Genomic DNA, 23,738 nt, shown 5'->3' on the forward strand with positions numbered 1-23,738 from the left:
TTCCTATATTTTGGTTTATATCTTTATAGTACAGTTTGAAAAGTTATCCCTTTTATTTATTATCTTATAATATAAATTATAAAACATCTAATTTTCTTAATTGTTTATTCATAAAACCTTATTGTCAACTTTATTGTTCTATTATATAATAATGTTAATAATAATTGAAGGAGGTATTTAATGTTTGATATAAGCGAAAGAATGAAGAAAATACCACCATACCTTTTTGTAGAAATTGATAAAAAGAAAAAAAAACTAATAAAAGATGGATATGATTTAATTGACTTCGGAATTGGAGACCCTGATATACCTACTCCATCCAATATTGTTAGTGCTATGGCGGAATATATTAAAAAACCCGAATTTCATAGATATCCATTAGGAAGGGGAAATATTAATTTTAGAAAAAGTATATCATCTTTTTATCAAGAAAATTATGATGTCCAATTAGACCCTGAAGAAGAAATATGTGTTTTAATTGGCTCAAAAGAGGGAATTGCTCATTTTCCACTTTGTTTTATAAATCCAGATGACTATTCTCTTATACCTGAACCTGGATATCCTGTTTATAAAATTGGAACAATTTTAGCAGATGGGAATTGTTATTTTCTACCATTAAAAGAAGAAAATAATTTTCTTCCTGACTTCTCAAAAATACCTGCTAATATTTTAAAAAAAGCAAAAATACTCTATCTAAATTATCCAAATAATCCTACTTCTGAGTTTGCATCAGCAGAATTTTTAAAAGAAGCAATTAACTTTTGTAAAAAATATAATTTAATCCTTGTTTATGATGCTGCATATAGTGAAATTTATTATGATGAAAGACCTGTTAGTTTCCTTTCCCTTCCAGGGGCAAAAGATGTTGGAATAGAGTTTAATTCATTATCAAAAACATTTAATATGACTGGATGGAGAATTGGATGGGCATGCGGGAATAAAGAACTTATTTCAGCACTTAGTAAAGTAAAAGAAAATATTGATTCAGGTGTTTTTGAAGCAATTCAATTTGCAGGAATAGAAGCACTAACAAATAGCAAAGAGACACCTTTGAAGATGCGAGATATTTATAAAAAAAGGATGAATTTATTTGTCAATGGTTTAAAAGAAGTTGGTTTTGATGTTAAATTTCCAAAAGGAACTTTTTATCTCTGGCTGAAAGTAAATAAAAGTTCAGTTGAATTTGTTGACGAACTTCTTGAAAATGGTAAAATAATTGCAACTCCTGGAATTGGTTTTGGACCAAGTGGGGAGAACTTTGTGAGATTTTCTCTTACAATTCAGGAAAACAAAATAATAGAAGCAATTGAAAGGATTAAAAAAATATGGGAAAAGTAGCAATAGTTGTAGGAAGCAAAAATGATTTAGAGTTAATTGAAGGAGCAAAAGAAATTCTTAAAAATTTTGAAGTTGAATTTGATGTTTTTGTTCTTTCTGCTCATAGAACCCTTGATGATACAATTTCTTTTGCTGAAAATGCAGAAAAGAAAGGATATGAAGTAATTATTGCTGCTGCTGGAATGTCAGCACATTTACCTGGAATAATTTCTGCAAAAACAATTCTGCCGGTAATTGGTGTCCCTCTTCCAACAAGTGAAATTAAAGGAATGGATGCTTTACTTTCAATTGTTCAGATGCCAACAGGAGTTCCAGTTGCGACAATGTCCATAGGAAAAGCAGGAGTTAAAAATGCCGCTTTATTTTCAATTGAAATACTTGCAAGAAATGACGAAAAGTTAAAAGAAAAGTTAATTGAATATAAGAAAAACCTAAAATAAAGAACTTATAAATATTAGTAAATACTCAGTTTAGATGATATATGATACAATCTATTACAAAAGAACAAAACCAAAAAAGGAGGATAAAATGGCTGTGAGTTATAAGGAACTTGGACTTGTTAATACACAAGAACTTTTTAAAAAAGCATTGGCAGGTGGTTATGCAGTTCCTGCCTATAATTTTAACAATATGGAACAACTACAGGCAATAATTACTGCATGTGCAGAATGTAATTCACCTGTGATACTTCAAATATCTAAAGGTGCCCGGCAGTACGCAAATCAGACACTATTAAGGTATATGGTGCCAGGAGCAGTTGCTATGGCAAGAGAAATGGGCAGTAATATCCCCATTGCATTAAATCTTGACCACGGCGACTCTTTTGAACTCTGTAAAAGTTGTATTGACTATGGTTTTTCCAATGTAATGATAGACGGTTCTGCACTTCCCTATGAAGAAAATGTGTCTATTACTAAAAAGGTAGTTGAATATGCACATGAAAGAGATGTAACCGTTGAAGGTGAACTTGGTGTTCTTGCCGGTATAGAAGAGCATGTTTCTTCTGAAGTCAGTCACTATACAAATCCTAAGGATGTTGAGGATTTCGTAAAAAGAACAGGGGTAGATAGTTTAGCAATATCCATTGGGACTTCACATGGTGCTTATAAATTCAAGGTGAAGCCAGGCGAACCTCTGCCACCTTTAAGATTTGATATACTTGAAGAATGTGCAAAGAGACTTCCATCATTCCCTATTGTTCTTCATGGTGCTTCTTCTGTACTTAAAGAATATGTTGATATTATCAACAGGTATGGTGGAAAACTTGAAAATACTGCTGGTGTTCCTGAAGACCAGATAAGGAAAGCAGTTACAATGAATGTTTGCAAAGTAAATATTGACTCTGACGGTCGCCTTGTAATGACAGCAATGATAAGAAAATATCTTGCTGAACATCCAGAGGAATTTGACCCCAGAAAATATCTCGGTCCTGCAAGGGAAGAATTGAAAAAGATGTATATTGCAAAATGTAACCTTCTTGGCAGTGCTGGTAAAGGACAATAATAAGTTAAAAAGCAATACTTATAAACCAACAATTGTAAATTAAAATGAAAAAAATTGCTGTTGTTACTACTGGTGGAGATGCACCAGGTATGAACCCTGCTATAAGGTCAGTCGTCAGAACTGCTCTTTATAAAAACATCTCTATTTCGGGGATAAGAAGGGGATTTTTGGGCCTATATGAAGGTGATTTTATACCTTTAAGTTCAAGAGATGTCGGTAATATTATAAATAGAGGCGGAACAATCCTCAAAACAGCGAGATTCCCTGAATTTAAAGACCATAATATAAGAAAAAAGTGCCTTGAAAAATTAAAAAAAGAAAAAATTGATGGGATTGTAATAATAGGTGGAGATGGTTCTGCAAATGCGGCATACTCAATTTATAATGAATTCTCATATCCTGTTGTTCATATTCCTGCTTCAATAGATAATGACCTTTATGGAACTGATTGGACAATTGGATTTGACACTGCTGTTAACACTGCGGTAGAAGCAATTGATAAAATAAGGGACACTGCTACAAGTCATGAAAGGACATTTATAGTTGAAGTAATGGGAAGAGAAAAAGGTAACCTTGCTGTTGAAGTTGCAGTCGCCTGTGGTGCTGAAAATGTAATAATACCAGAAATTGAATTTAATTTAGACCAACTTGTTTCTTCTCTAAAACAGCAACAGGAAAAAGGGAAAAATAGTGCTTTAATAATTCTTGCAGAAGGGGCGGGAAAAGCAGAGGAATTAGCAAAGCAACTGACAGAAAAATTACCTGATAGAGAAATAAGATATTCTGTTTTAGGATATATTCAAAGAGGCGGAAGTCCGACATATTTAACAAGAACACTTGCAACCGTTTTTGGATGGTATGCAGTAAAATTTTTAATTGATGGTGACTATGGATATATGGTAGGCATTGTAGGAAATAAAATTGAGAAAGTCCCTCTTGAGAAAGTTGTTTCTAATAGAAAATTACCTGATATGGAAAAACTTGAGACAATTAAATATATGGCAATTTAATTTGAAAATACCCAGTTCTGTTGGAACTGAAAAGTAGCGAGTAGAGAGTAGCAAGTATAAATGGAAAAGTAATAAAAATTATAGAAAAAAAAATGTCCAAAGAATTCTGTAGGGAAGAAAAAAAGAAAATAAAAGAATTATTCAAAGCAAAAAAATTATTTCATAAGGAAATGGCGAAAATTCCTTTTGAAGAAAAAATTAAAATAGTTGTTAGATTACAAAATATAGTTAATGAATTGAAAACAAATAAAGGAAGAAGAAAAAAAAGAGTATGGAAAATTTAATTTTAAGGAGAAGGAAATGAGAAGCGATAATATTAAAAAGGGCATAGAAAAAACACCTCATAGAAGTTTATTAAAAGCAGATGGTTTTACAGATGAAGAGATAAAAAAACCTATTATTGGTATTGCAAATTCCGCTAATGAAATTATACCTGGTCATATTCACCTCAACAAAATTGCTGAAAGTGTAAAAACAGGTATCGTGTCTGCGGGAGGCACCCCTGTTGAATTTGGTGTTATAGGTGTCTGTGATGGGATTGCTATGGGACACCTTGGAATGAAATATAGTTTGGTTTCAAGAGAAGTAATTGCAGATAGTGTAGAAATTATGGCACAAGCACACCAATTTGATGGAATAGTTTTAGTTGCAAGTTGCGATAAAATTGTGCCAGGAATGCTTATGGCTCTTTTACGACTCAATATTCCAGGTATTTTGATAACTGGTGGTCCTATGTTGTGTGGATATTTACCAACTGGCGAAACAATAGATTTTATCTCTGTTTCTGAAGGAGTTGGAAAATTTTTAAAAGGTGAAATTGATGAAAAGCAATTAAAAATATTAGAAGATGAAGGTTGTCCAGGAGCAGGCAGTTGTGCAGGAATGTTTACTGCAAATTCCATGGGATGTTTATCAGAAGGACTTGGACTTTCACTCCCTGGAAATGGAACAATTCCTGCTGTTAGTTCAAAAAGAATTCGTTTGGCAAAATATGCTGGAATAAGAGCAGTTGAACTTGTTAAAAAAGATATTAAACCATCAGATATTATTTCAATTGAAAGTTTTAAAAATGCAATAACTCTTGATATGGCAATTGGTGCTTCAACAAATACTGTTTTACATCTTCCAGCAATTGCAAATGAAATAGGTATTAAACTTAACCTTGAAATTTTTGATGAAATAAGTAAAAAGACACCAAATATATGTAAATTATCTCCTGCTTCATCCCAACACATACAGGACCTTGATAGAGCAGGGGGGATACCAGCAGTTATGAAGGAATTATCAAAAAATGGACTTATTGAAAAAAATTGTTTAACTGTTTCTGGAAAAACCATAGGGGAAATAATTGAAAAAGCAAATGTTTGGGATAGAAATGTTATAAGAGACATAAATAATCCATATTTACAAGAAGGTGGAATTGCTATTTTAAAAGGAACACTTGCACCTGATGGAGCAGTAATAAAACAATCAGCAGTTAAAGAAAATTTATTAAAATTTAAAGGGAATGCAATTGTTTTTGATTCAGAAGAAGAAGCAATGAAAAGTTTAGTTGAAGGGAAAATTAAAGAAGGAGTTGTAATAATAAGGTATGAAGGACCAAAAGGTGGACCGGGAATGAGAGAAATGCTTTCAATGACTGCTGTTATTGCAGGAAAAGGGATTGATGAGAAAATTGCCTTAATAACAGATGGCAGATTTTCAGGAGGAACAAGAGGACTTTGTATAGGACATGTAAGCCCTGAAGCAGAAGAGGATGGTCCTATTGGATATGTTGAAAATGGAGATATAATTGAGATAGATGTTCCAAAAAGAAGATTGGATATAATGGTAAAACCAGAAGAGTTAAAAAATAGAAAAAGGAAGAAAAAAGAGAAAAAATTAAAAGGAATTTTAGCAAGATATTCAAAGCAGGTAAGGTCAGCAAATACAGGAGCGATATTAGAATAAAAACAAATTCTCATTAAAAATCAATTAAAACAAAGGAGGAAAAATGGAAGATATAAGAAAAGGAAAGGGTGATTATGAATGGTTTATTAAAGCAAGATTTGGTCTTTTCATTCATTGGGGACTTTATTCAATGCCGGCGAGACGAGAATGGGTCAGAAGTTATGAGGAAATACCAAATGAAATATATGATGAAAAATATTTTAAAAGATTTTATCCAGACCTTTATAATCCAAAAGAATGGGCAAAAATAGCAAAAAATGCAGGAATGAAATATGCAGTGATAACAACAAAACATCACGAAGGATTTTGTTTATGGGATAGTAAATTAACTGATTATAAAGCAACAAATACTCCTATTAAAAAAGACCTATTAAGAGAATTTGTTAATGCCTTTAGAGAAGAAGGGATTAGAATTGGATTTTATTATTCACTGATTGACTGGCATCATCCTCATTATACAATTGATATGTATCATCCATTAAAAAATCATCCAGAAAAAGAGAAATTAAATAAAGAAAGAGATATGTCTATTTACAGAAAATATTTACATGGACAGATAAAAGAACTTTTAACTGAATATGGAAAAATTGATTTATTATTTTGTGATTTCAGTTTTCCAGGACCCGATGGAAAAGGAAAAGATGACTGGGATAGTGAAAATCTTGTAAAAATGATACGGGAATTACAACCACATATATTGATAAATGACCGACTTGACCTTCCTGATGCATGGGATTTTAAAACACCTGAACAGGCAGTTCCTTATGAATGGCCAGAAGTTAATGGCAAAAAAGTAATCTGGGAGTCATGTCAAACATTTTCAAGTATATCATGGGGATATAACAGAGATGATATATGGAGAGATAGCGAAGAAATTACAAAAACACTCATTGATTGTGTAAGTAAAGGAGGAAATTTACTTTTAAATGTTGGACCAACTGCAAGAGGTGATTTTGATTATAAGTCAAGAAAAAGATTGGAAGAAATTGGTAATTGGATGAAGTATAATTCAAGGGCAATTTATAATTGTACTCAAGCACCTAAGGAATTTAATATCCCTAAGGATTGTAGATTAACATATAATCCAGAAAAAGGAACTCTCTATATTCATTTATTTTCTTACCCTTACAAATTTTTATTTTTAGAAGGAAAAGAATGGAAAGAAAATGGCTCTTATGCACAACTCTTAAATGATGGCAGCGAAATAAAAATAGGACTTGATGAATGGTATAAAAATCAATTAGGGGATAAAGAAGGAATTGTTCTATGTTTACCGCCAATTAAACCAAATGTTTCTGTTCCAGTAATTGAGTTATTTTTAAAATAAATATCAAACAATGAATAAAATAAAATGGAAAAAGAACTTGCAAAAAAAGGTATTATAAGTAAAGGTGTAAAATTTATTTCAGAAAAAGAAAATGTAAATCCCGAAATTATTGCTAAAAACATTGCAGAAGGGACATGTGTAATTTTAAAACATAAGGATACATATTTAGGAATTGGGAAGGACTTAAAAACAAAAATAAATACAAATATTGGAACTTCTCCTGATATATTTGATTTAAACTTAGAAATTCAAAAATTAAAATATGCAATTAAATATGGAACTGATACTTTAATGGATTTAAGCACAGGTGGAGACCTTAATAAAATAAGAAAAGAAATAATAAAAGAAAGTTCAGTTCCAATTGGAACAGTTCCAATATATCAATCAGCAATTGAAGTAGCAGAAGAAAAAGGCGGAATAACAAAAATGGATGCGGATAAAATTTTCCAAATAATTGAACAACATGCGAAAGATGGGGTAAGTTTTATGACTGTTCATTGCGGTATAACTTTAAATACACTTCAACGACTGAAAAAAAATCCAAGAAAAACGCTTGTTGTAAGTAGAGGAGGGGCTTTTCTTATTTCATGGATGATATCTAATGAAAAAGAAAACCCTTTATATAAAAATTTTGACCGATTACTTGAAATTGCTAAAAAGTATGATGTTGTTTTAAGTTTAGGAGATGCAATGAGGCCAGGAGGTATTATTGATTCTACTGATATTGCTCAAATTGATGAACTCTTAAATTTAGGAGAACTTACAAGATATGCTGAAGAAGAAAATGTACAGGTAATAATTGAAGGACCTGGTCATATCCCAATTGATGAAATAGAAACAAATGTAAAATTAGAGAAAAAAATATGTAAAGGAGCTCCGTTTTATGTTCTTGGACCTATCGTGACTGATATTGCTCCTGGGTATGACCATATAACAGGTGCAATTGGTGCTTCTATTGCTGGTTGGTGTGGTGCTGATTTTTTATGTTATGTTACTTCTGCTGAGCATATTTGTCTACCTGGATTAGATGAAGTAATAGATGGAGTTATATCTTCAAAAATTGCTGCTCATGTTGCAGATATAGGAAAGGGAATAAAGGGAACAAAGGAAATTGATTATAAAATGGATATGTACAGAACTGATAGAAATTGGGAAAAAGAAAAAGAAATATCTTTTTTCCCAGATAAATTTGAGCAATTACACAAAAAATATGAGAAAACCGAAAGAGATGTTTGTACAATGTGTGGAAAATACTGTGCAATTAAGTTAGTAGAACAATATCTTGGCTCCAAAATCATATTTTAAAATGAGAAAAATAAGAAAATATGGAGAAGAAATATTAAGAAAAAAAAGTAAAGAAGTAGAAAAAATAGATACTAATTTGTTAAAATTGATTGAAAGTATGAAACAAACATTGGTTTATTATAAAGGGTTAGGACTTGCTGCCTGTCAGGTTGGTGTTTTAAAAAGGGTAATTGTTGCTTTAGACCAAAAAACAAAAGAAATAATAACTGTTATAAATCCTGAAATTGTTGAAACAAGTGGGCAGGATATTGATATGGAAGGATGTTTAAGTTTCCCTGAAATTTATTTCTCTATAAAAAGACCCAAAAAAGTAACTTTAAAAGGAATAAATGAAAAGGGAAAAGAATTTATTTATGAAGGTAGTGGAGTATTAGGTAGATGTTTCTGTCATGAAGTAGACCATTTAAATAGTATTTTAATTATTGATTATGCAACTGAAGAGGAAAGAAACTATTGGAAAGAAAAAATAGATAAAATAAAAAATAAATAAAAGTGTAAAATTCAAAATGTAAAGCGAAAAATAAAAATGTAAAAAAGAAACAAAAAGAGTTAACTTTTTAAACTTTAAGTTGTAATTTTACATCCTACAAAAGGCATCGGGGGATAATAGAAAACTCGTTTTTAATTTTTATATCAATTATTTTCTAAAAGGATATATGGAAAATGATACCTGATTATCTTGTTTCATTTGATACAGAAAAATTATCAATTGAAGAAGTAGATTTTCTTATAATTGGTGGTGGAGTTGCAGGATTAAGGGCTACCCTTGAAATAAAAAATTATAAAACACTTATTGTTTTTAAAAATGGTATTGAAGAGTCATCATCTTTTAATGCTCAGGGAGGAATTGCAAGTGCAATTGCTCCTGGGGATAAAGATGAATACCATATAAATGATACTTTGAAAACTGGCTGTGGAATTGCAGATAAACAAGCAGTTGAAGTGTTAGTAAAAGAAGGGAAAGAAAGAATTAAAGAATTGATAGAAATGGGATTTAAATTTGATAAAATTAATGGAAAATTCCATTTTACTCTTGAAGGTGGACATTCTGTGCCAAGAATTTTACATTCAAATGGCGATTTTACAGGACAGACATTAACAAGTTTTTTATATGAAAAAGTCCTTTCAATGCCTAACATAAAAATTATTCATTCTTTTTTTTTAATAGACCTTATTGTTGAAGAAAATAAGGTCTATGGAGGAATTTTTTTAAATACAGAAAATAAAAAATTATTTATTATAAAAGCAAAAGCAGTTATTTTAGCAACAGGAGGAGCAGGAAATGTTTATCAGGAAACAACAAATCCATCAAGTATAACAGGTGATGGAATAGCAATTGCATATAGAAGTGGAGCAGTTTTATCTGATATGGAATTTGTCCAATTTCATCCAACTACACTTTACATTGCAGGTGCTCCAAGATTTCTAATTTCGGAAAGTGTCCGAGGAGAAGGGGGAATATTAAGAAATATTAATGGTGAAAGGTTTATGTTTAAATATGATAAAAATGGAGAACTCGCTCCAAGAGATATTGTATCAAGAGCAATAATAGATGAAATAAAAAGGACCTCTTCAAGTTGTGTTTATTTAGATATAACACATCTTAAAAAATCATACATTAAAAAAAGATTCCCTCATATTTTCAAATTCTGCCTTTCATATGGACTTGATATTACAAAAAATCTTATTCCAGTCAGGCCTTCTGCACATTATTTTATTGGTGGAATAAAAACAAATTTATGGGGACAAACAAATATTAAAAACTTTTTTGCGTGTGGAGAAACAGCATCCACAGGAGTCCACGGAGCAAATCGGCTTGCCAGTAATTCTCTCCTTGAAGGACTTGTTTTCGGAGCAAGGTGTGGGAAAAAAATAATTGAAGATTTTAGCAATATAAAAATTCAAAATATTAAACAAAAATATAAATTCCCACAAAAAGGAGATATTTTAATTGACAGATATGACCTTAAAAGGTCTATAAAAAGTTTAATGTGGAGACAGGTAGGGATTGAAAGAAATGGAGATAAATTAAAAGATGCCAATAATAGATTAAAAGAATGGGAAAAATATGCTTTTCTAAAAGAGTTTTATGATAAAGATGGGTTTGAAGCACAAAATATGTTAATTGTCTCAAAATTGATTGCCCATTCTTCTTTAAAAAGGAAAGAAAGTAGAGGAACTCATTTTCGTTTTGATTTCCCGTGTACTGATGACAGATGGGAAAAACACATACTTATTAAGAAAAATAAATAATCAGAAAAAAAATTAAAAAGTGTAAAATGTAAAGAGTAAAGTGTAAAACGAAAATATAAAACGCGTATTTTAGCGTCCAGCTATGTAGTGTGGCGGATTCAAAACGAAGAAGAACAAAAACCCAATACTTTTTACATTTTTAATTTTACACTTTCAACTTTAAATTTATAAATTGTTCTTCTATATGCCCATTATAATAATCTTTATTAAGTTTTTATATAAAAAATGATAAAAGATAGAATAAAAGAAAAAAAACAAAAACCTGAAGAAAGAAAAAGAAATTTTAATGAAGTTTCTTTTGGTTATACAAAGGAAGAGGCAGTTGAAGAAAGTAAAAGATGTCTTCAATGTCCAAAAGGTCCCTGTGTGCAGGGATGTCCTGTTGGAATTAACATACCTGCCTTTATAAAAGAATTACAAGAAGGGAATATTCAAAAGGCACTTGATATAATTTATGAAAAAAACTTACTTCCCGCTATTTGTGGAAGAGTTTGTCCTCAGGAAACACAATGTGAATTATTTTGTAGTTTAAATAAAGCAAAAAAACCAGTTGCTATTGGAAAACTTGAAAGATTTGCTGCTGATTACGGACAACAGATATACAAATGTAATACTGAAAAAATATCAGAAATTGATAAAAATAAAATTGCAGTAATTGGTTCTGGTCCTGCTGGATTAACATGTGCGGCTGAACTTGCAAAATGTGGGATTAAAGTAACAATATTTGAAGGATTGCATTTACCGGGAGGAGTTCTTTCATATGGAATCCCTGAGTTTCGTCTTCCAAAATCAATTGTTTTTAAAGAAATTGAATTTCTCAAAAAGATAGGAGTTGAAATAAAAACAGATATAATTGTTGGAAAAACAATTACCATTGAAGACATTTTTAATGACGAGTATAGAGCAATTTTTATTGGCAGTGGTGCTGGTCTTCCTTCATTTATGGGTATATCAGGAGAAAATTTATTAGGTATCTATTCGGCAAATGAATTTTTAACAAGAGTGAATCTTATGAAGGCATACAATTTTCCTGAATATGATACTCCTGTTTTTATTGGTAAAAGAGTTGCTGTTATTGGAGGAGGAAATGTAGCAATGGATTCTGCAAGAAGTTCATTAAGATTAGGAGCAAATGAGGTATTTATACTTTATAGAAGAACCGAAAAAGAAATGCCAGCAAGAAAAGAAGAATATGAAAATGCTGTTGAGGAAGGTATTAAATTTACCTTTTTAGTCCAACCACTTGAAATAATCGGAGATGAAAATGGACATGTAAAAGGGATAAAAGTTATACATAATGAATTGGGGAAACCAGATGAAAGTGGTAGAAGAAGACCGGTTCCAATTGAAGGGACTGAAGAAATTTTATCTTTTGACACAATTATTGTTGCAATAGGTCAAAATCCAAGTCCATTAATTCCAAAAAGTTATGAAAAACTAAAAACAGGTAAAAAAGGAAATATAGAAGTAAATCCAGAGACATGTGAAACAAACATACCTGGAATTTTTGCAGGAGGAGATATAGCAACAGGAGCAGCAACAGTAATAAGTGCAATGGGAATGGGGAAAACAGCAGCAAAGAATATAATTGAAAGAATAAAAAAGGGGCAATAATATGAAAATAAAAATGTCAATTTGTAAATGGACTTATAGAAATAGAGGCATTTTAGTTAGTCCTCCACTATTATTTGCAATTTTTTCTTTTTTTGATGAGATTGAAGTTGATTATTTAATCTGGCCACTTGGTATTTCAATTTTTCTTTTAGGACTTTTACTTCGCATCTGGGCACAGGAACATATACATTATCGTTTGAAAACAGAAGGTCATTTAACTACCACAGGCCCATATACTTCTATCAGAAATCCTATTTATTTAGGTAATACTTTAATTTGTGTCAGTGCAACTATTTTATCAGAACTTTTATGGCTTGTTCCTATTACAATTATATGGTGTGGAATTGTTTATTCCCTTGTTGTTAGATATGAAGAAGAAAATTTATTAGAATTGTATGGAGAACAATATCATAAATATATGTCAGAAGTTCCACGATGGTTCCCTCACTCATTTAAAAACGCTAAAAATTTGATGTTTAAAAATGAATATCTAAGTGCTTCCTTAATTGCAGAAATTCAATGTCTATTTGCTTTATTGCCACCAATTTTAAAGGAAATAATATCTTTCTGGATAAATCATTAATTATTTCTTTTTTCTGTTCATACCATATAATATCTTTAATTGACCTGAAATAATCTCTATGATAAAATCAAGTCAATAGAAATTTAACCTTAAAAAGGAGGAAATGATGGGATGGATAATTTTAGGTGTTTTTGTATTTATTTTGCTTGCGAATTCAATTAAAGTTGTTAATGAATATGAAAGAGGAGTTATTTTTCGTCTTGGACGACTTGTTGGAGCAAGAGGGCCTGGTCTTTTTTTCCTTATTCCTATTATTGAAAGAATGGTAAAAATTAGTTTGAGAATAATAACATTTGATGTAACTCCACAGGAAGTTATGACAAAAGACAATGTTCCAATAAAAGTAAATGCAGTTGTTTATTTCAGAGTTATGGACCCAAATAAGGCAATTGTAGAAGTTGAAAATTATCAAATGGCAACAATGCAGATAGCACAAACAACTTTAAGAGGAATTGTAGGACAACACGAGTTAGATGAAATTCTTGCAGAAAGGGAAAAAATAAATCAACGACTACAACAGATAATAGATGAACAAACAGACCCATGGGGAATAAAAGTAAGTATTGTAGAAATAAAAGAAGTAGAACTTCCTGATACTATGAAAAGAGCAATGGCAAGACAGGCAGAAGTTGAAAGAGAAAGAAGAGCAAGAGTTATAAACGCAGAAGGTGAATTACAGGCATCAGAAAAACTAAAACAGGCAGCAGAAGTTTTATCTCAAAGTCCAGTGGCAGTGCAGTTAAGGTTTTTCCAGACAGCATCAGAAATAGCAGCAGAAAAAAATTCTACCCTTGTTTTTCCAATACCACTTGAATTTCTAAAGTATCTTGAAAAAAAGAATGAATGACTTTAAAAAAATAGGCATTGTTGGGTTAGGACTTATTGGTGGTTCTATTGGCAAGACAATAAAAAAGAAAAGTAGTAAGATAACTGTCTATGGAATTAGTAGAAGACAAGCAACTCTAATCAAAGCAAAAGAAGAGAATATAATTGATGAATATTTTTTAAATTTTGATGAAATTGTAGAAAATTCTGAACTTTTGGTTCTTTGCACTCCAATAGATAAAATTGAATATTACTTTAGAAAAATAAAACAGACAGGGAAAAATATATATCTTACAGATGTTGCAAGTGTAAAAAAAAGAATTGTAGAAAAAGGAGAAAAAATTTTAGGCCCATTATTCCCATATGTCGGTTCTCACCCAATGGCTGGTTCAGAAGAAACAGGACTTTTTGCTTCATCTGATAATTTATTTGAAGGAAAAAATGTAATAATTACTCCAACAAAATCATCAGATAAAAATGTCGTTAAGAAAATTGAAAATTTCTGGCAATTTCTTGGTGCAAATACATTTTTTCTTACTCCATCTGAACATGATAAATTTGTTTCCCTAACGAGTCATCTTCCGCATTTCCTTGTTTTTCAGTTCTTAAAAATAATCAGTCAGGAAAAAGAAAAAAAGAAAATAGAAAAATGTATTGGTCCTGGTTTTTTAGATAGCACAAGAATAGGAAAAAGCAATGTTGAAATGTGGACAGAAATTTTTCTGAATAATAAAGAAAACATATTGAGGGGTATATCAAAACTTCAAAAGGAAATTGAGAAAACAAAAAAATATTTAAAAGCAAATAACAAAGAGAAAATACTTAAAGAATTTGAAAAGGGAAATAAATGGAGAAACTCAATTGAAAAAAAATGACCTTATAAAAAAAGCAAAAAGAATAGTTATAAAAATTGGAACTAATGTTTTAACAACACAAACAAATCGTTTAGATACTTCAATAATTGAACATCTTGTTGAACAAATTACATATTTAATTGAGAAAAAAGAAAAAGAAATAATAATAGTAACTTCTGGGGCAATTTTATCCGGTATGCAGGTTTTAAATTGGGAGGAAAAACCAAAACAAATAAATGAACTTCAAGCAGTTGCAAGTATTGGACAGGGTAAATTAATGGGTGCCTATGAAAGAATTTTTAAGGAAGAGGGTATAAATGTTGGACAAATTCTTCTTACAAGGGATATTTTTATGAGTAAGAAAAGGGCAAAAATTGCAAGAGAAACAATATTAACACTTTTGAAACATAAAATTGTCCCTATAATAAATGAAAATGATAGTGTTGCTTTTGAAGACATAAAATTTGGAGATAATGATATACTATCTGCTTATGTTACAAACTTAATTGAAGCAGATATTCTAATTCTTATAACAGATGTTGATGGGCTTTATAAAAATTATTCAGATAAAAAAGGTGGAGTAATAAGAGAAGTTAAAGATATAGAAAAATTGGAAAATATTTCATTTCTGGGAAAGACATCAAGAAAAGGAACAGGGGGAATGAAAAGTAAAATACAGGCAGCAAATATTGTTACAAAAAATGGAAAGCCCTGTTTAATAATAAATGGGAAAAAAATGTGGACACTAAAAAAAGTTTTTGAGGGAAAAGAAATAGGAACATTTTTTTATCCAGCGAGGTAGAAAAAATGAACTGGAAAGATGATATAAAAATAAAATTAGAAAAAACAAAAAATGCATATAAGTCCATTACTGGACTTACAACAGAAGAAAAAAATAAATTTTTAGAAAATTTAGCACAAAATATAAAAAAAGAAAGTCCAAATATTTTAAAAAGTAATAAAAAAGATGTTGAAAAAGCACAGATGTCTGGATATTCAAATGCCTTCATTGATAGGTTATCTTTATCTGAAAATAATATAGAAAAAATTATAAGCAGCATAGAAAATGTTAGAAATTTACCAGACCCTGTTGGAAAAATTATATGGGAAAATAAGAGACCAAATGGACTTATTATAAAAAGAAAAAGAGTTCCAATTGGTGTTATTGGCATAATCTATGAATCAAGACCTGATGTTACAGTTGAAAGTAGTATTTTATGCATAAAAGCAGGAAACTGTGTAATTTTAAAAGGGGGGAAAGAAGCAAAAAATTCAAATAAAAAACTTGTTGAAATTATAAAAAAATCACTAAAAGAAGCATCATTACCAGAAGATTGTGTAAATTTAATTTATAAGGGAGGAAGAAAAAGTGTAAAGCATCTTTTAAAGTTCCATCAGTATATAGACCTTATTATTCCACGAGGAGGGGAAGAACTAATAAAAACAGTAGTTGAAAATAGTTCAATCCCTGTAATAAAACATTATAAAGGTATCTGTCATACTTATATTGATAAATATACAAATATTGATATGGCTTTAAAAGTTACATTTAATGCAAAAGTTCAAAGACCAGGAACATGTAATGCAACTGAAACATTACTTGTGCATAAAGATATTGCAAAAGAATTTTTACCAGAAATGGCAAAAATGTTTGAAGAAGCAGGAGTTGAAATGAGGGGCTGTGAAGAAACAAGAAAAATTTTACCATTTATCAAAAAAGCAAGTGAAGATGATTGGAAAATAGAATATTTAGATAAAATCATTTCAATTAAAGTTGTAAACTCAATTGAAGAAGCAATAGAGCATATTGGAAAATATGGAACATCTCATTCAGATGCAATAATAACTGAAAATAAGGAAATGGCTGAAAAATTTTTAAATATGGTTGACTCTGCTGCTGTTTACCATAATGCTTCAACAAGATTTACAGATGGAGGAGAATTTGGTTTAGGAGCAGAAATTGGAATAAGTACTGATAAAATACATGCTCGTGGTCCCATGGGACTTGAAGAACTTACAATTTACAAATATATTGTATATGGGAATGGACAGATTAGAGAATAAAACAATTGGTCTTTTAGGTGGAACATTTGACCCAATTCATATTGGACATTTAATAATTGCTGAAAAAGTCAGAGAAGAATTTAATTTAGAAAAGGTTATATTTATTCCAGCAGGAATTCCACCTCATAAAAAAAGCGCCTTCACTTCTTCTTTTCATAGATACAATATGGTAAAAATTGCAGTTTCTGATAATTCTTTTTTTGATGTTTCTGATATTGAAATTAAAAGAAATTTACCTTCTTATACATATCTAACTATAAAAAAGATGAAAGAAATATATAAAAATTACAAAATTTTTTTTATAATTGGGCAGGACTCGCTTTTAGACTTACCAAATTGGTATAAAGCAGATAAATTAATAAAAGAAACTACCTTTATTATTGTAAGAAGAAATACAGATTTTTATTATGAAAAAGATAAAAATTTCCCTGTGAATTTTGAATTAAGTAATAATCCAATTATTGGAATTTCTTCAACTTATATAAGAACTTGCATAAAAGAAAGAAAATCAATAAAATATTTATTACCTGAAAAAGTAAAAAATTATATTGAAAAGGAAAATATTTATGGATAAAGAAGAAATAATCAAAAAATGTAGAGATGTTTTTAACCGTGGAAAAGAGGAGTTAGAAAAATTAATTGATGAAAATGATTTTGAAAAATGGAGAACAAAGTTTTTTGGTAGAAAAGGAGAGATTAATAAACTTTTTTCTTTTCTTTCTACTATCAAAAATGAATTAAAACCCGAAATAGGCGAAGAAATAAACAAAATAAAAATAAATCTGATGTCTCTTTTTGAAGAAAAAAAAGAAATAATTCAAAAAGAAAGAAATAAAGAAAAATTTAATCTTTCTTTTCCTGGGAAAATTCCTGAATATGGAGGAATTCATCCATTAACTCAAATTATGAAAAAAATGACAAAAATTTTTGAAAACATGGGATTTGGTATTTTTACAGGACCAGAAATTGAGACGGACTTTTATAATTTTGAGGCATTAAATACACCTGAAGACCATCCAGCAAGAGATATATGGGATACTTTTTATCTTGACTATAAGAAAAAGATACTTTTAAGAACTCATACAAGTCCTGTTCAAATAAGAGTTATGGAAACTAATAAACCACCTTTTAGAATAATAGCACTTGGTAAATGTTTTAGGAGAGACCAATTCGATTCCTCTCACAGTCCTGCTTTTCATCAAATGGAAGGACTTATGGTAGATAAAAATATAAGTTTTACTCATCTTAAAGGTATCTTAAATTATTTTCTTAAAGAAATGTTTGGCGAAAACATAAAAGTCAAATTTACTCCTTCATATTTTCCATTTACAGAACCAAGTGCAGAAGTAAGTATCTCATGTGTAATTTGTGGAGGAAAAGGGTGTTCAACTTGCAAAAACAGTGGTTTTCTTGAAATACTGGGATGTGGAATGGTTCATCCTCAAGTTTTTAGAAATGTTGGATATAACCCAGAAGAAATAACTGGTTTTGCTTTTGGAATGGGAGTTGAAAGAATTGCAATGCTTAAATACAAAATTGATGATATAAGGTTATTTTACAACAATGATTTAAGATTTTTAAAACAATTTTAAAATGAGATACTCATTTAAACTTTTATCAGAATACATTGATGGAGAGATTAAATTTAAACAATTAATTGAATTTATTGATATTCTTGGTTTAAATCCATATATAATTGAAAAAAATAATGATATAATTTTTGAACTTGAAATACCTGCTAATAGAGGTGATTTGTTTTCTCTAATAGGAATTATAAAAGAAATTATCCCTTTTACTGAAAATAAACTACTCTTACCAGAAATAAAATTTTCAGAAGAAATTGACGATATAAAAAGAATTGAAATAGAAAATATAAATGATTGTTCGTATTATTCATCAAGAATAATAAAAAATTTAGAAAACATTTCATCTCCATCAGAATTTATTGAAAAAATTAAAAAATTGGGATTTAAAAGTTCTTTCCTCCCTGTTGATATTTCCAATTTTGTTATGGCTGAAACAGGACAGCCAATTCATATTTTTGATTTAGATACATTAGAGGGAAATATAATTATAAGAAGAGGAAAAGAAAATGAGAAAATTACCTGTCTTGATGGAAATGAGTATAAAATCAATCCTGACATACTTGTTATTTCTGATAGTAAAAAAGCAGTTGCAATTGCAGGAATTATGGGAGGAATAAATTCCTGTGTAACAGAAAAAACAAAAAATATTCTAATTGAAAGTGCTATTTTCAATCCAATTGTTATAAGAAGGGGAAGTAAAAAATTAGGACTTATTACAGAAGCATCAGCAAGATTTGAAAAAGGAATAAATGTGGAAATTACAAAATTCGGGATGGAAAGAACTGCATACCTCATAAAAAAAATGTGTGGGGGAAAAGTTGGAAAAGTGAACTATTCTGGGAAAAAAGAAAGTTCTGAAATTGAAATTAAATTAAGGAAGGAAAGAGTTGATAAAATTATTGGAGTAGAAGTTGAAGAGAAATTTATTGAAGAACATTTTAAAAAGGTAAATTTTGACTATACTAAACAGAATAATATCTTTACAGTAAAAATTCCACCGTATAGGAAAGACATAAAAGAAGAAATAGACCTAATTGAAGAAATCGCAAAATATAAGGGGTATTCTTCTATAAAAGAAGAAACCCCTTATACAAATATTACTCCAACCACTTCGGATGAAACATATCAAAAATATGAGACAATTAAAGATATTATTGTAAAATTTGGATTTAATGAAATAATAACATTAAGTATAATTTCAGATGATTTTAAAAATATATTCGGGGAAGAATATGTAAGAATAGAAAATCCTCTTTCTTCAAATTTCGCTTTTCTCAGAAACTATCTTTTTCCCCAGATGTTAGATACATTTAAGTATAATATAAATCATCAGATAAAACATTTAAAACTTTTTGAATTGGGTAAAGTTTATTTTAAAGAAAATGAAAAATTTAAAGAAGAAACACACATTTCTATTGGAATTTTAAATTCAGGTGATTACTATGATATGAAAGGTGTTGTTGAAGAATTTTTAAGATATTCCAATATAGAAAATTTAAATTACAAATTAGATAAAAATTTTATATCTGAGGAAAATGGATTACAATCAATTTTTTATAAAGAGAAAAAAATAGGGGAAATTTTTATTCCAAAGAGAGAAATACTTGAAAAATTTGAGATTGAACAAGAACAAATTTATGGTGCTGAAATATATATAGAAAAAATTATAAATGAAATAACCTTTGAAAAGAAATTTAATTATTTACCAAAATTTCCGTTTTCAAAAAGGGATTTTTCCTTTATTTTACCTTTTGAAATTGATTGGGGCAAAATAGAAAAAGTTATTTTATTAGAAAATATACCCATTGAAAAAATAAATGTTTTTGATATTTATAAAGGGGAAAATGTTCCTGCTGGAAAAATAAGTATAAGTTTTTCTATCTATTTCCGCTCTGATGAGAAAACACTTATAGCCGAAGAAATTGATGAGTTTTCAAAAAAAATTATTTCAATAATAGAAGAAAAATTTGCAGGGGAGTTAAGAGGTGAAAAAAAATAAAATAAGAATTCTCGGAAAAGAATATTTATTTCAATCTGATTTTGACGAAAAACAATTAAAAGAATCAGAAAAAAAAATTGAAGAAAGGATAAAACATTATGAAAGTCAATATCCCAACGCAGATAAAATTGACCTTTTAGTTGTATTCATCCTTGAACTTTTAGAAAACATATATATAAAAGAGAAACAAATTTGCGAGAGAGAAAAAAAATTTGAGAATTTAAAGGGAAAATTAGAAATGATGGAAAAGAATATAAAGGAGAAATTAAATATCTTGACAAAAGAAATACAATAAATTATCATAATATACATCTGAAAAAATTTTGCGGGGTGGAGCAGTGGTAGCTCGCCGGGCCCATAACCCGGAGGTCGGCCGTTCAAATCGGCCCCCCGCAATTTTGGAAACATTATAAGGAATTGACTAAAAAACACCAAATAAAAAAATTCTAAAAGACAAATACATTGTTTTGACAAATTTTTTATAAATGGTATACTGAAATTTTCCCAAAAAAATAGTTATTTTCCCACTTTACAAAAGGAGAAAGTGTGTTAGGAAAGGGAAGGAAATTTGCAGTTGACTTTGGAACAACAAAAATAAGAATTGCTGATTTTGAAAATAGAGGTAATAAAATTTATTGTAATTTTTATCAGGAAATTCCAATTCCTTATTATTCACCTGAAGAAAGAGAAAATTTCTTGAAAAAAGAGGCAAAAGGAATTCTTGATAAAAATAAAATAAAAACAGTTATTGTGTCTTTACCGGGTAGAGGATTATTATTAAGACAACTTAATATCCCAAAAGTACCTCCTAAAAAATTGAAAGATATTCTAAAATATGAAGTTCAGCAACAAATTCCTTTTCCATTAGAAGTAGTTGAATGGAAATATCAAATATTAGGAGAAGAGGGGGTAAATCTAAACATTCTTTTATCTGCAATAAAAAAAGAACTTGTAAACGAATATATAGGTAATATTACAGGATTTGGAATTGACCCTGTTTTTCTTGATACCGACCTTTTTGCAGTTTATAATGCTTTTAGATATTCACCTTTCTATAATGAGGATAAATGTACTGCAATTCTTGAAATTGGAGAAACATCATCAAATTTTATAATACTTTACAGAAAAATGGTACTAATGAGGTCACTTACCATTTCAGGAAGCACAATCACTTCTTCAATTATGGAGACAGAGGGAATTTCATATAAAGAAGCAGAAAATAAAAAAATTGAAATGGGAATGCAACTTCCCGCATGTATTTCTTCTATTGAAAGTTTAAACACTGAAATTCAAAATTCAGTTGATTACTGGCGATTTACTCAAAAGGGACCTGAGGTATCTGAACTTTATATATGTGGAAAGACCTCTCTTCTTAATGGATTTAAAGAATCAATTCAAGAAAAATCTAAAATTAAAACAGAATATTTTTCTCCACTTTCAACAATTGAAATAAATCCGAAATATGAAAATTTAAGGGAAAATGAAGTTGAACTTGCTGTCTTAACAGGAATTGCTTTAAGAAATGCAGGAATTTCTTTTATCAATATAGATATGCTTCCTGAGGAAATTAAAAGAGTCAGAGAATTTAAGCTCAATCGTCTTTATATATACGTATCTATAATATTAGCAGGGTTAATTTCAATAACACCTGTACTATTTCTAAATCAGGATAAAGCAATGTTAAAAGGAATTTTAAGTGATATAGAAATTTCTTTAAGTCAATATGAAAAATACGAAAAAGATGTTAATAAATTACAAAATGAGATAAAAGAAACCAAAGAAAAATGTGAAACTATTAGTGGATTAATAAGCAAAAAAGGAACATGGCTAAAAAACTTAATATATATAGGTAGGTGCTTACCAAGTAGTAAAATATATCTTACTTCATTTTCACCAGGAGCAGAATCTCAAACCCAACAGGGAGAACAAGCACCAATTTCACCTGAAGGACAACCTGTTATGCCACCGGGAGGGCCATCTATGCCACCAGCAGGAGCACCAATGCCGCCAGGAGAACCATCTATACCTCAATCACCTCAGGAACAAATAAAACCAAATGAAGTGAACATAGAAACACAAAATGTATATACATTAAAAGGTGAAGTCGTTATTACCGATATAAAAAGTGCCTTTGATAATTTCAAATCATTTGTAAAAAATATATCAAATTTAGAATTTATACAAAAAGTGGATATAAGTTATTGCGAAGTTAATTCTGAAAGAAATGTTATAGAGTTTACTCTTTTATTAAATATAAAATGAAAAAAATATTAGGATTACTAAAAAAGTATTCGTTGATTTTTTCACTAATCACTGTTGTTGGAATAATTGGAGTAGGATATTATTTTTATAACAAATCACAGAAAGAAATTGAAAAAATTGAAAATGAAATAAGGGAAAAATATACAAAAGCAAAAGAATATGAAAAAGCAGGAGAAAATGCTCCTTCACCTGAACTAATTGGAAAATTAACAAAAGAAAAAGAGAAATATGAAGGAAATTTCAAATATATGGTAAACAATTTTTCTACAGAACAACCAAAAGTCCCAACTTTTGATATTTATCCCTCAATAGAATTTAAAGAATATATTTTATTTTCTGAAAACAAATTATACAAAAAAGCAAAAAGAATGGAAGTAAATCTTCCTTCTTCTTTAGGCTTTCCAAAAAAAGGGCTTGTTTCTCCTGACCAGATACCAATATTTACTCTTCAATTTGAAGTTGTTAATAACCTTATAAATTTAGTCATAAATTCAGGTATCACATCTATAACAAGTATTACTCCCGGAACATCAAGAAAAGTATCATTTTATGAAATGATGCCAATAAAACTTGTTCTAACAGGGACAAGCAATGAAATTATCAGATGTCTAAAATATTTTGATAATCCATCTTCTTATTTTCTTGTTGAAAATTTTTTAGTCACAAAACTTAATGAAAATTTATTCAAAGTAGAGATAAATTTAAATGCTGTTATGCTTTTAGTTGGGGAACAAAAATTAGCGGGGAAAAATGAAAAAGAAAATCCATCAGGATAATATCAGAGAGAAAAATAGAGAAAAACTTTTGAATTTTATCTTAGAAAAGAAGAAAAAAAGAGATAAAGAAGATATACCTGACGATAAAAGGAGAAATGTATCTTTATTAAAAGAACAAAAGAAAAAAGAAAAAGAGGAAAGGTATTTATCTATTCAGCAAAGAAGAGATAAAGAAAAATTAGAAAAAATAAAAGAAAGAGAAAAAAGAAAAGCAGAAAAGGAAGAAGAGAGAAAGAAGAGATTGCTGATTAAAAAACAAAAATTAGAAGAAAAACAGAAAAAAAGAGAAGAGATAGAGAAACAAAAACAGATTATACAACAAAAGAAAGAAGAAAGAGAAAAGAAACTGCAGGAAAAAGAAATTGCAAAACAAAAAAAATTAGAGGAAAGAAAAAAGCAACAACAGGAAATAGAACAAAAGAAACAACAACTACTAGAAGAAAAACAGAAAAAAAGAGAAGAGATAGAGAAACAAAAACAGATTATACA

23 protein-coding genes and 1 tRNA gene are annotated in these 23,738 nt (G+C 29.4%); all 24 read left to right on the forward strand.

Features of this window, described 5'->3' with window-relative positions; translation table 11 throughout:
• The first annotated feature begins 180 nt into the window (after positions 1-180).
• Complete coding sequence (locus PLW95_00200; GenBank protein ID HOV21089.1) at positions 181-1,338, forward strand: LL-diaminopimelate aminotransferase; 1,158 nt, start codon at positions 181-183, stop codon at positions 1,336-1,338.
• Complete coding sequence (purE, locus tag PLW95_00205; GenBank protein ID HOV21090.1) at positions 1,326-1,778, forward strand: 5-(carboxyamino)imidazole ribonucleotide mutase; 453 nt, start codon at positions 1,326-1,328, stop codon at positions 1,776-1,778. Before PLW95_00200 ends, purE begins: the two co-directional genes overlap by 13 nt.
• A gap of 88 nt (positions 1,779-1,866) precedes the next feature.
• The gene (locus PLW95_00210; protein ID HOV21091.1) at positions 1,867-2,841 is read left to right on the forward strand and encodes a class II fructose-1,6-bisphosphate aldolase; all 975 of its coding nucleotides are present in this window, start codon (positions 1,867-1,869) and stop codon (positions 2,839-2,841) included.
• Between the two features lie 44 nt (positions 2,842-2,885).
• Entirely contained in the window at positions 2,886-3,851 is a 966-nt protein-coding gene (gene pfkA / locus PLW95_00215) for a 6-phosphofructokinase (GenBank protein HOV21092.1), read from the forward strand.
• 92 nt (positions 3,852-3,943) lie between these two features.
• The gene (locus tag PLW95_00220) at positions 3,944-4,135 is read left to right on the forward strand and encodes a hypothetical protein (GenBank protein HOV21093.1); all 192 of its coding nucleotides are present in this window, start codon (positions 3,944-3,946) and stop codon (positions 4,133-4,135) included.
• Positions 4,136-4,151: 16 nt separating this feature from the next.
• Complete coding sequence (gene ilvD / locus PLW95_00225; protein HOV21094.1) at positions 4,152-5,801, forward strand: dihydroxy-acid dehydratase; 1,650 nt, start codon at positions 4,152-4,154, stop codon at positions 5,799-5,801.
• 43 nt (positions 5,802-5,844) lie between these two features.
• Positions 5,845-7,128 (forward strand): alpha-L-fucosidase, encoded by a 1,284-nt coding sequence (locus PLW95_00230; GenBank protein ID HOV21095.1) that lies wholly within the window; start codon positions 5,845-5,847, stop codon positions 7,126-7,128.
• A gap of 24 nt (positions 7,129-7,152) precedes the next feature.
• Positions 7,153-8,433, forward strand: coding sequence for a phosphomethylpyrimidine synthase ThiC (gene thiC / locus PLW95_00235; GenBank protein ID HOV21096.1), 1,281 nt, complete (start codon positions 7,153-7,155; stop codon positions 8,431-8,433).
• A 1-nt stretch (position 8,434) separates the two neighbouring features.
• The gene (gene def / locus PLW95_00240; GenBank protein ID HOV21097.1) at positions 8,435-8,923 is read left to right on the forward strand and encodes a peptide deformylase; all 489 of its coding nucleotides are present in this window, start codon (positions 8,435-8,437) and stop codon (positions 8,921-8,923) included.
• A 173-nt stretch (positions 8,924-9,096) separates the two neighbouring features.
• Positions 9,097-10,686: an L-aspartate oxidase gene (nadB, locus tag PLW95_00245; protein HOV21098.1), complete on the forward strand. Its 1,590-nt coding sequence runs from the start codon at positions 9,097-9,099 to the stop codon at positions 10,684-10,686.
• 225 nt (positions 10,687-10,911) lie between these two features.
• Positions 10,912-12,300: an NADPH-dependent glutamate synthase gene (gene gltA, locus PLW95_00250; protein HOV21099.1), complete on the forward strand. Its 1,389-nt coding sequence runs from the start codon at positions 10,912-10,914 to the stop codon at positions 12,298-12,300.
• 1 nt (position 12,301) lies between these two features.
• Positions 12,302-12,883, forward strand: coding sequence for an isoprenylcysteine carboxylmethyltransferase family protein (locus PLW95_00255; GenBank protein ID HOV21100.1), 582 nt, complete (start codon positions 12,302-12,304; stop codon positions 12,881-12,883).
• 103 nt (positions 12,884-12,986) lie between these two features.
• Positions 12,987-13,730, forward strand: coding sequence for a slipin family protein (locus tag PLW95_00260; protein ID HOV21101.1), 744 nt, complete (start codon positions 12,987-12,989; stop codon positions 13,728-13,730).
• Positions 13,723-14,583: a prephenate dehydrogenase gene (locus PLW95_00265; GenBank protein HOV21102.1), complete on the forward strand. Its 861-nt coding sequence runs from the start codon at positions 13,723-13,725 to the stop codon at positions 14,581-14,583. Before PLW95_00260 ends, PLW95_00265 begins: the two co-directional genes overlap by 8 nt.
• On the forward strand, positions 14,570-15,364 hold the full coding sequence (gene proB / locus PLW95_00270) for a glutamate 5-kinase (GenBank protein HOV21103.1): 795 nt from the start codon (positions 14,570-14,572) through the stop codon (positions 15,362-15,364). The genes PLW95_00265 and proB overlap by 14 nt, the downstream gene beginning before the upstream one ends.
• 5 nt (positions 15,365-15,369) lie before the next feature.
• Entirely contained in the window at positions 15,370-16,626 is a 1,257-nt protein-coding gene (locus tag PLW95_00275) for a glutamate-5-semialdehyde dehydrogenase (protein HOV21104.1), read from the forward strand.
• On the forward strand, positions 16,607-17,200 hold the full coding sequence (gene nadD, locus PLW95_00280; protein ID HOV21105.1) for a nicotinate-nucleotide adenylyltransferase: 594 nt from the start codon (positions 16,607-16,609) through the stop codon (positions 17,198-17,200). Before PLW95_00275 ends, nadD begins: the two co-directional genes overlap by 20 nt.
• Positions 17,193-18,218 carry a phenylalanine--tRNA ligase subunit alpha gene (gene pheS / locus PLW95_00285; GenBank protein HOV21106.1) on the forward strand — a complete coding sequence of 342 codons (1,026 nt, stop codon included), beginning with the start codon at positions 17,193-17,195 and terminating at the stop codon, positions 18,216-18,218. Before nadD ends, pheS begins: the two co-directional genes overlap by 8 nt.
• Before the next feature lies 1 nt (position 18,219).
• Positions 18,220-20,211: a phenylalanine--tRNA ligase subunit beta gene (pheT, locus tag PLW95_00290; protein HOV21107.1), complete on the forward strand. Its 1,992-nt coding sequence runs from the start codon at positions 18,220-18,222 to the stop codon at positions 20,209-20,211.
• A complete protein-coding gene (locus PLW95_00295) occupies positions 20,198-20,506 on the forward strand; it encodes a cell division protein ZapA (protein HOV21108.1) in 309 nt (102 codons plus the stop codon). The genes pheT and PLW95_00295 overlap by 14 nt, the downstream gene beginning before the upstream one ends.
• Before the next feature lie 29 nt (positions 20,507-20,535).
• Positions 20,536-20,607 (forward strand) — tRNA-Met (locus PLW95_00300).
• Between the two features lie 150 nt (positions 20,608-20,757).
• Complete coding sequence (pilM, locus tag PLW95_00305; GenBank protein HOV21109.1) at positions 20,758-22,473, forward strand: pilus assembly protein PilM; 1,716 nt, start codon at positions 20,758-20,760, stop codon at positions 22,471-22,473.
• On the forward strand, positions 22,470-23,249 hold the full coding sequence (locus tag PLW95_00310) for an Amuc_1100 family pilus-like protein (protein HOV21110.1): 780 nt from the start codon (positions 22,470-22,472) through the stop codon (positions 23,247-23,249). The genes pilM and PLW95_00310 overlap by 4 nt, the downstream gene beginning before the upstream one ends.
• On the forward strand, positions 23,224-23,738 hold a 515-nt coding region (locus PLW95_00315), incomplete at its 3' end, for a hypothetical protein (GenBank protein HOV21111.1). The genes PLW95_00310 and PLW95_00315, both read left to right, overlap by 26 nt.

Source organism: bacterium (genome assembly GCA_035370465.1).
Lineage (GTDB): Bacteria > Ratteibacteria > UBA8468 > B48-G9 > JAFGKM01 > JAGGVW01.

What these genes read in the sequence shown, in the direction of transcription:
- PLW95_00200 (HOV21089.1), top strand. Translation starts at nt 181, where the DNA reads ATGTTTGATATAAGCGAAAGAATGAAGAAAATACCACCATACCTTTTT.
- nadB (HOV21098.1), top strand. Translation starts at nt 9,097, where the DNA reads ATGATACCTGATTATCTTGTTTCATTTGATACAGAAAAATTATCAATT.
- PLW95_00265 (HOV21102.1), top strand. Translation starts at nt 13,723, where the DNA reads ATGAATGACTTTAAAAAAATAGGCATTGTTGGGTTAGGACTTATTGGT.
- PLW95_00220 (HOV21093.1), top strand. Translation starts at nt 3,944, where the DNA reads ATGTCCAAAGAATTCTGTAGGGAAGAAAAAAAGAAAATAAAAGAATTA.
- def (HOV21097.1), top strand. Translation starts at nt 8,435, where the DNA reads ATGAGAAAAATAAGAAAATATGGAGAAGAAATATTAAGAAAAAAAAGT.
- PLW95_00310 (HOV21110.1), top strand. Translation starts at nt 22,470, where the DNA reads ATGAAAAAAATATTAGGATTACTAAAAAAGTATTCGTTGATTTTTTCA.
- pfkA (HOV21092.1), top strand. Translation starts at nt 2,886, where the DNA reads ATGAAAAAAATTGCTGTTGTTACTACTGGTGGAGATGCACCAGGTATG.
- gltA (HOV21099.1), top strand. Translation starts at nt 10,912, where the DNA reads ATGATAAAAGATAGAATAAAAGAAAAAAAACAAAAACCTGAAGAAAGA.
- pheT (HOV21107.1), top strand. Translation starts at nt 18,220, where the DNA reads ATGAGATACTCATTTAAACTTTTATCAGAATACATTGATGGAGAGATT.
- pheS (HOV21106.1), top strand. Translation starts at nt 17,193, where the DNA reads ATGGATAAAGAAGAAATAATCAAAAAATGTAGAGATGTTTTTAACCGT.
- PLW95_00255 (HOV21100.1), top strand. Translation starts at nt 12,302, where the DNA reads ATGAAAATAAAAATGTCAATTTGTAAATGGACTTATAGAAATAGAGGC.
- purE (HOV21090.1), top strand. Translation starts at nt 1,326, where the DNA reads ATGGGAAAAGTAGCAATAGTTGTAGGAAGCAAAAATGATTTAGAGTTA.
- thiC (HOV21096.1), top strand. Translation starts at nt 7,153, where the DNA reads ATGGAAAAAGAACTTGCAAAAAAAGGTATTATAAGTAAAGGTGTAAAA.
- PLW95_00230 (HOV21095.1), top strand. Translation starts at nt 5,845, where the DNA reads ATGGAAGATATAAGAAAAGGAAAGGGTGATTATGAATGGTTTATTAAA.
- PLW95_00260 (HOV21101.1), top strand. Translation starts at nt 12,987, where the DNA reads ATGATGGGATGGATAATTTTAGGTGTTTTTGTATTTATTTTGCTTGCG.
- ilvD (HOV21094.1), top strand. Translation starts at nt 4,152, where the DNA reads ATGAGAAGCGATAATATTAAAAAGGGCATAGAAAAAACACCTCATAGA.
- nadD (HOV21105.1), top strand. Translation starts at nt 16,607, where the DNA reads ATGGACAGATTAGAGAATAAAACAATTGGTCTTTTAGGTGGAACATTT.
- PLW95_00275 (HOV21104.1), top strand. Translation starts at nt 15,370, where the DNA reads ATGAACTGGAAAGATGATATAAAAATAAAATTAGAAAAAACAAAAAAT.
- PLW95_00210 (HOV21091.1), top strand. Translation starts at nt 1,867, where the DNA reads ATGGCTGTGAGTTATAAGGAACTTGGACTTGTTAATACACAAGAACTT.